The organism is Ramlibacter sp. WS9 (assembly GCF_003797765.1).
Classification (GTDB): domain Bacteria; phylum Pseudomonadota; class Gammaproteobacteria; order Burkholderiales; family Burkholderiaceae_C; genus Ramlibacter.
The window spans coordinates 213,434-224,764 of the sequence record NZ_RKMB01000010.1 but is presented as its reverse complement, the minus strand read 5'-3'; the positions used below and the strand labels follow the sequence as shown (position 1 = coordinate 224,764).

Here is an 11,331-nt window from a genome sequence, read left to right as displayed (position 1 = left end):
AACTGGGCCAACCCGTGGTCATCGACAACAAGGCCGGCGTCAACGGCAACATCGGCGCGCAGGAAGTCATGAAGGCACCGGCCGATGGCTACAAGCTGTACGTGGGCAACGGCTCCATGACCATCGCAGCCCATGTCTACACCCAGGTCGGCATCGTCGACATGCGGCAGATGGTGCCCATCGGCAACATGTTGCAATCCGCGCTGGTGCTGGCGGTGCCGGCCAGTTCGCCGATCAAGACCTATGCCGAGTTCGTCGAGCACGTCAAGGCCAAGGCAAAAACCGGCAAGAGCATCGACTACGGCACCGGCGGCGTGGGCGCGCTGCCGCACGTCACCACCGAACTGCTGCGCGAGCGCTTAGGCAAGCCGCCGATGAACCATATCCCCTACAAGGGCAGCAGCCCTGCCATCACCGACCTGATCGGCGGCCGGCTCGACGCCATGTTCGACGCCACATCGGTGGTCGCGCCTTTCATCAAAGGCGGCCAGCTGCGGGCCCTGCTGGTCACCAGCGACAAGCGCGTCCCCGCCTTCCCGGACGTGCCCACCGCCGCCGAGGTGGGCTTGAAAGACTTCAACATCGTTTCCTTCATCGGCCTGTACGGCCCGCCCAACCTGCCGGCCGACGTGGTGAAGAAAGCCAATGCCGCGCTGAACGCGGCTCTGAAAGACCCGACGGTGACCAAGAACATTCTCGACCGCGGCGACGAACCCGGCGGCGGCACCCCTGAGCACCTGGGCAACCTGACGCGCACCCACCACAAGACCTGGGGCGAAGTGGTCAAGGCCAACAACATCAAAGCAGATTGATGTGGCCCCCACGCTCCCCACTGCGTGTGGGTCGCTGCCCCCCGAGGGGGCCCGGGCCGGCTTGGGGCGGCCCGGCGCTTCGGCCCGACCGAGCAGCGCCGTGACCTGGATCGTGGTCATGGGGGTGTCGGGCTGCGGCAAGTCGCGCGTGGGAGCTCTCATCGCGCAGAAGCTGCGCCTGCCGCTGATCGAAGGCGACGAGTTCCACCCGGAAGCCAACCGTGCACGCATGAAGAGCGGCATCGCGCTCACCGACGCCGACCGCGCCGGGTGGCTCGCGGGGCTGGGCGAGCAGTTGCAGAACCGGCCCGGCGGCGCGGTGCTCACCTGCTCGGCACTCAAGGCCGGCTACCGCGACCGCCTGCGCGCCGCGGCACCCGGCTTGCGGTTTGCCTGGCTCGCCCTCGATGCGGCGTCCGCCCTGGCGCGGGTCGGGCAGCGCGCCGAACACTTCTTTCCCGCCGGCCTGGTCGCCACGCAGTTCGAGGCGCTGGAGCCACCGCAAAGCGAACCCGGTGTGCTGTGCCTGGACGCCCTGCTGGCGCCCGAGGCGCTCGCCGACGGCGTCGTCCAATGGCTGGCCGGCACCGGGGCGGCCGTCCCCGCGCAATGACACCGCTCTGCTGCTTCGGCAGGTCAGGTCAGGCGAAATGCGCCCAGCAGCAACAGTCCCGCGGCACCGAGTTGCAGGTAGACAGGGAAGAAGCCTGGGCCGATCGTCAGGCACAGGCCGACCGCCACCGAAACGGGGACGACCACCGAGAGCAGCAGTAGAGGGCGCGCTGCGATTCCTTTGGAAGCGCCCAGCACCCACAGCCCGCCGATCACGGCCCAATCTATTCCCAGCAGGAACCATAGCAAGGCAGCCAGCGGCCGCGCTTCAGGCGAAAAATCGCCCTGCGCGCGCATCCACGCCATGGAATGGAGAACGGCGCACGCGAACATCAGAAACGCCGCGGCCCAGATGAAATACTTGCCAGATTTGAGTGCCATGTTGGTCAGTGCCTGATGTCTCACCACACGCGGCCCGCACGGCCCCACCGGAAGCGCGCCTCGTCCTCACCAAGATAGTCGGGATCCAGGTGGACATGGACGCGGGCAATCAAGCCGTCGCGGAACTCGAAGACATTGCAGAAGCGCCCGCCCGGCGTCTCGCCCGCCGACCAGGCCTTTCCTTTCATCCGGCCCCGTGTGGTGCCTTCGACAACGACATAAGGGCCCGTCGCGATGAAGTTGTACTGGGTGAAGTCGTGCTCGATGGCCTCCAGGTCGCCTGCGAACCCCGAAGCCATCTGCAGAAAAGACTCAGGCCCGCGGCCGATTCCGAACTTCGGGAAATACAGCTCGAAATCGGCATGGAACAAATCAAGCAAGTCCGGCCGCTGGGCGTCCCCACGGATGAAATATTCCTTGGCCAGGGCGATGTTGCGATCTTCCAGGGTCGATGTTGACATGGGAAACTCCTTGGTTTTCAAGATCCGGCTTTCGACGATGCAGGCCGCCGATCCACGACAACGCGGCCATTTGCGATCACGACCTGCAAACTTCTCAGATTGCTGATATCGACTGTCGGGTTGCTCTTCAGAACAACAAGGTCGGCACGTTTTCCTTCGGCGATGACGCCCAGGTCATCGCGCCCCAGATGCACTGCTGCTTGACCTGTTGCTGCCCGGAGGGCCTCCAGCGGCGTCAGGCCGGCAGCCACCATGCGCTCGGCCTCCACGATGGAGTTGGAACCGTACCGGCCTGCATCGATGCCTTCAACCTTGATCGTGGGCGAGAAGCTGTCGGTGCCTAGGGCGATGCGTGCTCCGGCATCGCGAACCAGCGCCAGATTGCGGTGTGCCTCGGGTGTCGAATAGACCCACAGAGTCGGCACGTAAGAAGCATTGTTCTTGAGCAAGAGGTCGAACACCCGGTTATCCGAGATGATCTCTCCGACAACGCCATGCTCGACACCGTCAGCACCGGCCTCGAGCGCTTCAATCACCCGGCTCTGCTCGAAGGTATGTACGGTTGCCTTGAGTCCGCGCCGGTGTGCTTCATCGATCGCTGCTTCGAGAGGCCTGCGCTTCAAACGCAAGATGGGAACCTGACCATGCCACTTGTACTCGGCCTCGCCCTGGCAGGCACAGCCCCCCTGGTAGAGAATCTTGATCGCGTCCATGCCAAGGTCAGCCATTTCCGATACCCGCGCACGCGCGTCCTGCGCTGTTGTGGCCTCGCCTACCGCTCTTTGCTGATACCAGGGATTGCGACCGTAGATCGTCCTGGTGGGATGCCCGCCGGGCGACGTGATACCGAAACCCGTCATCAAGAACCGCGGGCCGACGCATTCGCCGGCGTTGAGGCGTCTGCGAGCTTCGAGAAGCTCCGGAACAGGGTCGCCCACCGATTTGATCGTCGTGATCCCCCACTCCAGGAACGAGCGCAAATGCCCGGGCAGTGCAACGTCGAGATACTCACTCATCGACGCCTCGTCGGCCACGTTCATCGGGTCGTACATATGAACATGCGAATCGATCAGCCCGGGGCTCAGCCACGAACCTCGGGCGTCGATGGTGGCGCTACCATTCAGCGCCTCGTCGGAAAGCGCAGCGATCATGCCATTGTCGATGCCGACGCTGAACGTTCCCGTCCGCACTTTTGAACCATCAAAAATTGAAGCATCGTTGATGACGAGATCGAACGTGCGGCTCTTTGGAATGCTCATGTCTGTACTCTCCAATCAGCAGTCTGGGGGGGCAGAGAACGAATGTGAACGTGGGGGCTCATTTCTTGTCTCCTCACTGCATGTGTTGGCCACCGTTGATGGCGATGTTGGCCCCCGTCACGAAGGCGGCTTCTTCCGAGGCGAGATAGATGATCAACCCCGCCACTTCCTCGGGCTTGCCCAGGCGGCCCACCGGGATGTTGGGCAAAATCTTGGAGTCGAGCACCTCTTGCGGAATGGCCGTGACCATCTTGGTACCGATGTAGCCGGGCGAGATGGTGTTGACGGTCACGCCCTTTTTGGCGACTTCGAGCGCCAGCGCCTTGGTGAAGCCGTGCACGCCGGCCTTGGCCGCCGAGTAGTTGGCCTGGCCGAAGGCGCCCTTGGAGCCGTTGACCGACGACACATTGATGACGCGGCCCCAGTTGCGCTCCACCATGCCGTCGGCCACCTGCTTGGTCATGTTGAACAAGCTGTCGAGGTTGGTGCGCAGCACCGCGTCCCAATTGACCTTGTCCATTTTCTTGAAGGTCATGTCGCGCGTAATGCCGGCGTTGTTGACCAGCACGTCCACAGGGCCGAGCTTGTCCGCCACCTGCGCCACGGCGTTCGCGCAGGAATCGATGTCGGTCACATCGCAGGGCACCGCCACGATGGCGTAGCCCTTGCGTTTCATTTGCGCCACCCAGTCGCCGTGCGTGGCGTTGCCGGGCGAGTAAGTCACCGCGACCTGGTACCCGGCATCGACCATCTTGGTGGAGATGATCTCCCCCAGCCCGCCCATGCCGCCGGTCACCAGTACCACGCGTGTTGTCTCCGTTGTCGCCATGCTTTGTCTCCTTGTTGTCGTTGAATGAATCGCCGTTCAAGCTCACTCGACCGCCAGCGCCACACCCATGCCGCCGCCGATGCAAAGGGACGCCAGGCCCTTGCGCGTCCTGCATTTCGCGCGTGATGCCGTATTTCCTGGCCACGTTCTCGGCCGTGGTGCCCATGTGGTACTGGTTGTACACGTCCCACAGGCCGTCGGCGATCATCGAATCGACCATCTTCCAGTCGCCCATGCGCTGGCCGTCGCGCGAGCCCAGCAGCACGTGGGGCGCCGCACTCATGTTCTCCTGGCCGCCGGCCACCACGATCTCGGCGTCGCCGCAACGGATCGCCTGCGCGGCCAGCATCACGGCCTTCAGGCCAGAGCCGCACACCTTGTTGATGGTCATGGCCGGCACGCTCTGCGCCATGCCGGCCTTGATGACGGTCTGGCGCGCCGGGTTCTGCCCCGCGCCGGCGGCCAGCACCTGGCCCAGAATGACCTCGCTCACGGCGTCGCGGGGCACCGCGGCCTGTGCCAGCAGACCTTGGACCACATGGGCGCCCAGCTCGGGCGCGGCGATCTTGGCGAGCGTGCCGCCAAACCGGCCGACGGCAGTGCGCGCAGCGGCAACAATCACAACATCGGTCATGGCTGACTCCTGTCGGTTGGGATGACGATGAACATCAAGTGCTCGAAGCAGTGGCCGTGGTCCCATGACGGTGCAGGTGCGGTCATACAGGTTCTCGCTCCGCCAACACACGCAGCGCAGCCCGGCGCAGCGGCAATCCGCCGAGCCAGCCTTGCAGCAACCGCTGCAGGGCCTGCGGCGCATCGGCATGGACCCAGTGCCCGGCATCCGCGATGCGCTCCACCCGGGCCTGCTTGAACATGCGCCTGATGGCCTCATCAGCGTCGGGCCGCACATAGTCCGAGTCGCCGCCGGCCACGAACAGGGCCGGGCCCGTGTAGCGCTCGCCCATCAGCGCGGCAGGAAAGCCGCACAGGTCTGGCATGCACAGCGCCGTGGCCATGAGGTTGAGCCGCCAGTCAAAGCGCGCTTCATGGTTGCGGACGTTCTGGATCAGCAAGTCGAGGGGCGCGTCCGGTCCCGGCCTCACGGCCAGGGCCCGCCGAATTTCCTTGCGCCGACTGGCACTGGCCAGGTCCAGCCCGCGCAAGGCCGCGACGTAGGGCGAGAACTGATCGGGATACGTCACCGGCGCGATGTCGATCACGGCTATGCCGGCGATGGCATCCGGGTGCGTCAGGGCCAGCGCCATGGCGGTCTTGCCTCCCATGCTGTGACCCACCAGAACGGGGCGATGCAGCCGCTCGCGCTCGATGAACGTCAGGACATCCCGCGCCATCGCTGTGTAGGACATGTCGTCGGACCAGGGCGAGGCGCCGTGGTTGCATGCATCGGGCAGGATCACCCGGTGGCGCTGCGCCAGCGCCTGCGCGAAAGGCTTCCAATTTCGGCCGGAGCCGAACAGGCCATGCAGAATGACCACGGGCGGCCCCTCGCCCATCGACTCGAACGCCAGTGCAACCGACATGTCGTCCTTCAATCTGCGGCTAGAAGCGCCCCGTAGCCTGGCGTCGCAGCGGGCAGCCCCAGCAGATCGAGCATGTTTCTTACGGTGCAGACCGAAGTGGAGGTGACCGGGATGCCCAGCAGATCCTGGGCCCGCTGAATCGCCGGGATGGATTGCATCTGGACGCAGGCGGACAGCACGACGACATCGACGTTGGCCACGTTCAACTGCTTCACGTCTTCCAGCAGGCGCATCGGATCCCGGCGACCCACCTCGAGGTTATCGGGAATCTCGAAGCTGCGGCGGTCGATGACCTCGATGCCTTCGTGCTCGATGTACTCAACGACCTTGTCGGTCAAGGGCTTCATGTACGGCGCCAGCAACGAGATCTTCTTCGCACCCATCTTCCGAAGCCCGTGCACAAGCGCGCCCGCGGATGTCATCACCTTGGCATCGCTGCCGTTCTCGCGCGCCACGCGCTCCAGATCCGTCTCGACCTGGCGGTGGTAGCCCAGGCCCTGCGACATGATGGCGACCAGGCACGCCGTGCTCATCACGTTCACCCGGGCGTCAGCGAGCTCGGCCGCGCAACGCAGGCTCTCCAGGTTCATGGCCTTCAGTTCCTCCGGTGTCACCCGATGCATGCGCATGCGGCTCGAGTGAAAGCTGAACCGCTCGGGGTGAAGGGCCTCCCGCGCGTGAAGCATCGCGGGGATCTCGGTCTCCATGGTGGTGTTGGAGCTGGGCACCATTTGACCGATTCGGATTCGCTGATTCATAGTGGACTGCCTGAATTGAGAGAGGTTTTGGGCGGGCGGAAGCGTTCCAGCGCCTGCAGAAGCTGTGGCGGAATCGGGGCGCGCACGCGGGCGTCGCTGCGAATGCAGATGGGCGAGAAGCGCGCGCTCATGACACGCCGCCCATCCGCCTGAGCGCCCTCGATGGCGATGTCGAAGCTGTGCTCGCGGATCTCCAGCACATGGCCGCTGAGGTCGAACTCGTCTTCCGGCCAGAGCGCCCCGTGGAACTCGAACTCCATCCCCTTGACGGGCATCACGACACCCAGGGAGTGGAGCCATTCCATGGGCTTCGCGCCTTGAGCCAGCTCGGCATAGAACAACGACGCGAAGTTCAGAACGTACTCGACGAACTTGCCCGTGAACACCACGCCGGCAGGATCGCAGTCCGACCAGCGCACTTTCCGGCGCACGACGAACGGCGACCGCGACACCACGTATTCGTAGCTGGCGATGTTCAACGGGATGGCCTCGATCAAAAAAACGAACGCTGCGCCTCGGTCAGGTCTTCAGCGGACTCAGTTTCGGGCCAGCCGTCTTTTTCGATCGCATGTCGACGCTCCAGGCTCCGGGGCCCAACGCAGCAAGCAGCAAGAGACCACCGGCGATGGAGATGTTCTTCAGGAAGTGGTTCATCTGGTTGCTCGCTTGCACGGGCGTCATGTTTCCGGTCTGCAGATTCCAGAAGTTGTGAAAGACAAAGGCTAGAAACAACGTGTAGACGGTAAGGACCAACGCCGTTTGGCGAGTCTTCCACCCAACCACCAGCAACACTGTCCCGCCGATCTCCAGGACGGCGGCCAGGATGGCGCAAGCTTCGGGAAAGGGCAGGCCTTTCGACGCGATGAATGCGACGAAGACCGGAAATTCGACGATCTTTCGGATGCCGCTGACGGCGAAGATCACGAGGATGAGGATTCTTGCCGCGAGCGAAAGCTCGGCGTGCAGGCTTGCGGGCGCAGGTGTTGCGTTCATTCATGTCTCCTGTCGTTAAACCGATTTCGAACCATCAGGCACTGCGCCCCGGGACCGTGGTGCGAGCGCCGCTTTCGCGATCTACGAATCTTCTTTTTCGATGCGCAGCGTGTCGCGCGAATACTCCACCACGCGGCCGACCACGCCACCGGTGAGCGCGCCATACCAGACCGCAGGCTTCACGCCGAGATCCTTGCGCTTGAGCTCGATCACACCGGCCGAACGAATGCGGGTGTAGCCGGGCGGGCCGTCGATGATCTCCACGCCCGCCTGCCGGCGCGCCACCTGAATCAGAGACTGAAACTCAGCCACGTTGAGGACGAATAGCGTGACCATCACGGTTGTCCCTCGAGGGCGGCGAGTTCGGCACCCTTGCGCCGCCAAACGTCGTCGATGCAGCTGAACTTCGCGGGATCGCGCAGGTCTTCCAGTTCCATCGCGGCGCGCAGCGTGCGCTGCGCATCCTCGGCGTCCAGCGGCACCATGGGGCGCAGTTGGTATGCAAACTCGATCATGTACCCGTTCGGGTCCATGAAATACAGCGATTTGATGATCTCGTGCTCGACTTCTTCATAGAACAGCTCGACGCCCTGCGCCCTCAGGTGATCGCGCCAGACCTGCAGGTCCTCGGCCTTCTCGACCGACCAGGCGGTGTGCGTCGCGTCATAGAACGTACTTCGGTTCGGCTCCATGTGTTCGGGCCGCTCGGTGCCGATGTAGTAGAAGAACGCGATGGTTGCGCCCTTGCCGGCATCGAAGAAGAAGTGCAGGAAGTCTGGGTGCCCTTCGGGCCAGCCGCGGGCGGAAATGGCGTGGACGAGCGGCAGTCCCAGACGATCGCGGTAGAACTCCACCGTCTCTCGCAGCTTCCACGTCGGCCGGGCCGTGTGGTGCACTCCCTGAATCGGCATGGAAGTTTGCGTGGGGCTGGGCATGAGGATCTCCTTGGTATGTCGTGGCGAGTTGGGTCTTGGCGGGGCGGCCGGGGTCAGCCGCCGGCCCGTGCGCCGAAGCGGTCGCGCAGTGCGCCCTTGTCGGGCTTCCCCACCGCGGTCTGCGGCATCGCCGGCAGCACTTCGATGCGTTCCGGCCACTTGAACTTGGCCAGGCCGTAGACCTGCAGGTGCCGCCCCATCTGTGCGATATCGGGCGCGGGGTTGCCGGGCTGGAGCACGATGCACGCGCAAAGCCGCTCCCCGTAGTCTTTGTCCTTGACGCCGATCACCGCGCAGGCCGACACGGCGGGGTGCGTGCCCACGGCAATCTCGACCTCTTCCGCGTTGATCTTTTCACCGGCGCGGTCGACCACGTCCTTGATGCGGCCTTCGTAGACGAAGTAGGTGTTGCCATCGACAACACGCTTGGACATGAGGTCTCCCGCACGGTAGAAGCCATCGCTGGTGAAGGCCTCGGCGTTGCGTTCCGGCGCGTCAAAATAGCCGTGCAGCGTGTACGGTCCGCGGAACACCGCTTCGCCGATCTCGCCATCCGCCACCGGCTCTTCGGTGCCGGGCTTCAGGATGCGAACCTCGTCGTACTCCGAGATCGGCCGGCCCACGGTCTTGCGGCGGATGTCTTCGGGGTCGTCCGGGTGCGTGGACATGATCACGCCTTCGGTCATGCCGAAGTTGTGGAAAGTGGGCAGCCCGGTCAACTGCTCGAACATCTCCGAAGAATTCGAGCTCATCATGCCGCGCCCGGTGTCGAACGAAAAAACTTTGGCATCGAGCGCGGGCTGAAGCTTCACCAGGATCGGCCGCGGCAGAACCATCCAGGTTGGGCGGTGGTCCCGAAGGACGGCGGTGATTGTGTCGGGGTCCAGGGTCGGCGCCAGCGCGACGGCACCGCCGGCCAGCAGCGTCGGCCCCGAGCAACACGCCAGGTTGAAGTTGTGGATCAACGGCATCGGGTTGAAGAAACAGTCGTCCGGACCGAAGCCCAGCCACGCCGCCATCGCACGCATGTTGTAGACGTACTCGCTCGAGAAGCGTGGAATGATCTTGGGCACGCCGCTGGTGCCGCCCGAGAGCTGGAACAGCGCCGCCTGGTAGGGATCGCGCGGCACCGCCAGAACCCGTCGCCGGGCCACTTCAGGGTCCTGCGCCGTGTACAGGTCGTGCAGCGAAAGTGCGCCGTCACGCGCCGGCCCGCGGGCCACGATGGTGTGGCGCAAGGAGGGAACCTCGGAGCGGATGTGATGCGAGAACTCGACGTGGTCGAATTTGGCGTCGTCTCCGGGCACCAGGTGCACGGTGGCCCAGGCGTGGCGCGCCAGGTAGCCGATCTCCCGCTCGCGGTGGGCCGTGAGTGCGCACACGGGAATCAGGCCCGCCTTGAAGCACCCCAGCAGCGCGAACACCAGCTCGTTGCAGTTCGGCAGCTGAAAGACGACGCGGTCGGACGGCTGCAGCCCCAGGTCCAGGAACGCGGCCGCCACGCGGTCCGAGATGGAGTCCAGCTGCGCGTGCGTGAATCTGCCTTCCGCACCGACGAGCGCCGGGCGGCCACTGTGAGCCGCGTGCGTCGCCATGAAGGCCTCGGCCAGCGTGGTGTGGCCGATCAGGCCGGCGGCACTATAGCGCTCCAGCGCTTCCTGCGGCGGGTAAACAACGCCGGGGATGGGCTGCAGCGGTGCAAAACTGCGCGTGGCGCCATTGCGGTGCTTGGAGGTTTCGTTCGTGCTCATTGCGGCTTGATCCCTGATTTGCGGATCACGTCCGCCCACTTTGCTTTCTCGGCCTTCACGAAGGCCTTGGCTTCGATGACGGACCCCGGCGTCGGATAGGTGCCCAGCTTTCGCAGCTTTGCGATCACGTCGGGGTTTTGCAACGCCGAGGCCACTGCCGCATTGAGTTCGGAGGTCAGCGCGGCGGGGGCTCCGCCTGGGGCAAAGAGGCCGAACCAACCCGAAACCACCAGACCCGGCGCGGTGTCCTTGGCCAGCGCAATGCCTTCGAGGCCGGGAAGTTCCTTCGAGGCCGTGACGGCAAGCGCCTTGAGGCGCCCGCCGGCCACCATGGGAAGCATCGACGCAACACCATCGACGAAGATGTCGATGTCTCCGAGCGCGACCGCCTGAATCCCCTGTGCCGCCGTGCCCATCGGAACTTGCCTGAACTGCGACCCCGTGGCGTAGCCGAGGAGTTCGCCGGCCAGGTGCGGAATTGAATTGACGCCGGGGTTTCCGATCGATATCGAGTCCGGAGCCGACTTGGCGGACGCTACCGCTGCGGCGAGGCTGGCGGGTCCGCCGGCCGGGCGCGTCACCATGAGCATCGGCGTTTCCGCAACGATCGCGATGGTTTCGAAGTCGCTTTCAAAGTTGAACCGGGCTTCCTTGTAGGTAAGCGGCGAGATCACAACCGTCGATCCCTGGGTGAACAGCAGTCGGGTTCCGTCTGTTGGCCCGCCCTTGAACTGGTTGACGGCAATGATCCCGCCGGCGCCCGGCCTGTTGTCGATCACGAAGGTCGCGCCGAGCTTCGCTCGCATCCCCTCGGTGACGATCCGTGCGGCGACGTCGGTCGCCGTCCCAGGCGGCGCCGCCACCACCACGGTGATGGCCTTTCCCTTGAAATCCTGCGCTAACGCGGGCGCCATTGCGCAAGCCAGGGCCGCGGCTGCCGCGGCCATCAACGCTCTTCGCTTCATGTTGTCTCCGGTGTGCCTGTGGTGGGTGTTTGCC

14 protein-coding genes and 1 pseudogene are annotated in these 11,331 nt (G+C 64.6%); 2 read left to right on the top strand and 13 right to left on the bottom strand.

The window, feature by feature from the left end:
- The coding region (locus EEB15_RS17105; RefSeq protein ID WP_141511075.1) for a tripartite tricarboxylate transporter substrate binding protein at positions 1–812 on the top strand (812 nt) is incomplete at its 5' end.
- A gap of 100 nt (positions 813–912) precedes the next feature.
- Complete coding sequence (locus EEB15_RS17100; protein ID WP_370283659.1) at positions 913–1,425, top strand: gluconokinase; 513 nt, start codon at positions 913–915, stop codon at positions 1,423–1,425.
- A 23-nt stretch (positions 1,426–1,448) separates the two neighbouring features.
- Here the strand turns inward: EEB15_RS17100 and EEB15_RS17095 are convergent, their stop codons facing one another.
- The 13 genes and pseudogenes from EEB15_RS17095 to EEB15_RS17040 form a co-directional block, all read right to left on the bottom strand.
- Positions 1,449–1,805, bottom strand: a complete 357-nt coding sequence (locus EEB15_RS17095) for a hypothetical protein (RefSeq protein WP_141511074.1) — start codon at positions 1,803–1,805, stop codon at positions 1,449–1,451.
- A 20-nt stretch (positions 1,806–1,825) separates the two neighbouring features.
- Positions 1,826–2,266, bottom strand: a complete 441-nt coding sequence (locus tag EEB15_RS17090) for a nuclear transport factor 2 family protein (RefSeq protein WP_141511073.1) — start codon at positions 2,264–2,266, stop codon at positions 1,826–1,828.
- A gap of 17 nt (positions 2,267–2,283) precedes the next feature.
- On the bottom strand, positions 2,284–3,525 hold the full coding sequence (locus EEB15_RS17085) for an amidohydrolase family protein (RefSeq protein WP_141511072.1): 1,242 nt from the start codon (positions 3,523–3,525) through the stop codon (positions 2,284–2,286).
- A gap of 73 nt (positions 3,526–3,598) precedes the next feature.
- The gene (gene phbB, locus EEB15_RS17080) at positions 3,599–4,354 is read right to left on the bottom strand and encodes an acetoacetyl-CoA reductase (protein WP_141511071.1); all 756 of its coding nucleotides are present in this window, start codon (positions 4,352–4,354) and stop codon (positions 3,599–3,601) included.
- Positions 4,355–4,457: 103 nt separating this feature from the next.
- Positions 4,458–4,988, bottom strand: a pseudogene (locus tag EEB15_RS17075) (beta-ketoacyl synthase N-terminal-like domain-containing protein); the annotation flags it as partial.
- A gap of 82 nt (positions 4,989–5,070) precedes the next feature.
- Positions 5,071–5,895, bottom strand: a complete 825-nt coding sequence (locus EEB15_RS17070; protein ID WP_141511070.1) for an alpha/beta fold hydrolase — start codon at positions 5,893–5,895, stop codon at positions 5,071–5,073.
- 8 nt (positions 5,896–5,903) lie between these two features.
- On the bottom strand, positions 5,904–6,653 hold the full coding sequence (locus EEB15_RS17065; protein WP_141511069.1) for an Asp/Glu racemase: 750 nt from the start codon (positions 6,651–6,653) through the stop codon (positions 5,904–5,906).
- Positions 6,650–7,150: a thioesterase family protein gene (locus EEB15_RS17060; RefSeq protein WP_233259521.1), complete on the bottom strand. Its 501-nt coding sequence runs from the start codon at positions 7,148–7,150 to the stop codon at positions 6,650–6,652. Before EEB15_RS17060 ends, EEB15_RS17065 begins: the two co-directional genes overlap by 4 nt.
- Before the next feature lie 22 nt (positions 7,151–7,172).
- On the bottom strand, positions 7,173–7,646 hold the full coding sequence (locus EEB15_RS17055; protein ID WP_141511068.1) for a DoxX family protein: 474 nt from the start codon (positions 7,644–7,646) through the stop codon (positions 7,173–7,175).
- A gap of 81 nt (positions 7,647–7,727) precedes the next feature.
- Positions 7,728–7,982, bottom strand: a complete 255-nt coding sequence (locus EEB15_RS34630) for a hypothetical protein (protein WP_370283657.1) — start codon at positions 7,980–7,982, stop codon at positions 7,728–7,730.
- Complete coding sequence (locus EEB15_RS17050; protein WP_370283656.1) at positions 7,982–8,581, bottom strand: VOC family protein; 600 nt, start codon at positions 8,579–8,581, stop codon at positions 7,982–7,984. The genes EEB15_RS34630 and EEB15_RS17050 overlap by 1 nt, the downstream gene beginning before the upstream one ends.
- Positions 8,582–8,634: 53 nt before the next feature.
- On the bottom strand, positions 8,635–10,332 hold the full coding sequence (locus EEB15_RS17045; RefSeq protein WP_141511067.1) for an AMP-binding protein: 1,698 nt from the start codon (positions 10,330–10,332) through the stop codon (positions 8,635–8,637).
- Positions 10,329–11,279, bottom strand: coding sequence for a tripartite tricarboxylate transporter substrate binding protein (locus EEB15_RS17040; protein WP_158290147.1), 951 nt, complete (start codon positions 11,277–11,279; stop codon positions 10,329–10,331). Before EEB15_RS17040 ends, EEB15_RS17045 begins: the two co-directional genes overlap by 4 nt.
- Positions 11,280–11,331 lie beyond the last annotated feature (52 nt).

Excerpts from the sequence above, each read along its gene's own strand:
- EEB15_RS17090 (WP_141511073.1), bottom strand. The coding sequence starts at position 2,266 with ATGTCAACATCGACCCTGGAAGATCGCAACATCGCCCTGGCCAAGGAA.
- EEB15_RS17070 (WP_141511070.1), bottom strand. The coding sequence starts at position 5,895 with ATGTCGGTTGCACTGGCGTTCGAGTCGATGGGCGAGGGGCCGCCCGTG.
- EEB15_RS17040 (WP_158290147.1), bottom strand. The coding sequence starts at position 11,279 with ATGGCCGCGGCAGCCGCGGCCCTGGCTTGCGCAATGGCGCCCGCGTTA.
- EEB15_RS17095 (WP_141511074.1), bottom strand. The coding sequence starts at position 1,805 with ATGGCACTCAAATCTGGCAAGTATTTCATCTGGGCCGCGGCGTTTCTG.
- EEB15_RS17045 (WP_141511067.1), bottom strand. The coding sequence starts at position 10,332 with ATGAGCACGAACGAAACCTCCAAGCACCGCAATGGCGCCACGCGCAGT.
- phbB (WP_141511071.1), bottom strand. The coding sequence starts at position 4,354 with ATGGCGACAACGGAGACAACACGCGTGGTACTGGTGACCGGCGGCATG.
- EEB15_RS17055 (WP_141511068.1), bottom strand. The coding sequence starts at position 7,646 with ATGAACGCAACACCTGCGCCCGCAAGCCTGCACGCCGAGCTTTCGCTC.
- EEB15_RS17085 (WP_141511072.1), bottom strand. The coding sequence starts at position 3,525 with ATGAGCATTCCAAAGAGCCGCACGTTCGATCTCGTCATCAACGATGCT.
- EEB15_RS34630 (WP_370283657.1), bottom strand. The coding sequence starts at position 7,982 with ATGGTCACGCTATTCGTCCTCAACGTGGCTGAGTTTCAGTCTCTGATT.
- EEB15_RS17065 (WP_141511069.1), bottom strand. The coding sequence starts at position 6,653 with ATGAATCAGCGAATCCGAATCGGTCAAATGGTGCCCAGCTCCAACACC.
- EEB15_RS17050 (WP_370283656.1), bottom strand. The coding sequence starts at position 8,581 with ATGCCCAGCCCCACGCAAACTTCCATGCCGATTCAGGGAGTGCACCAC.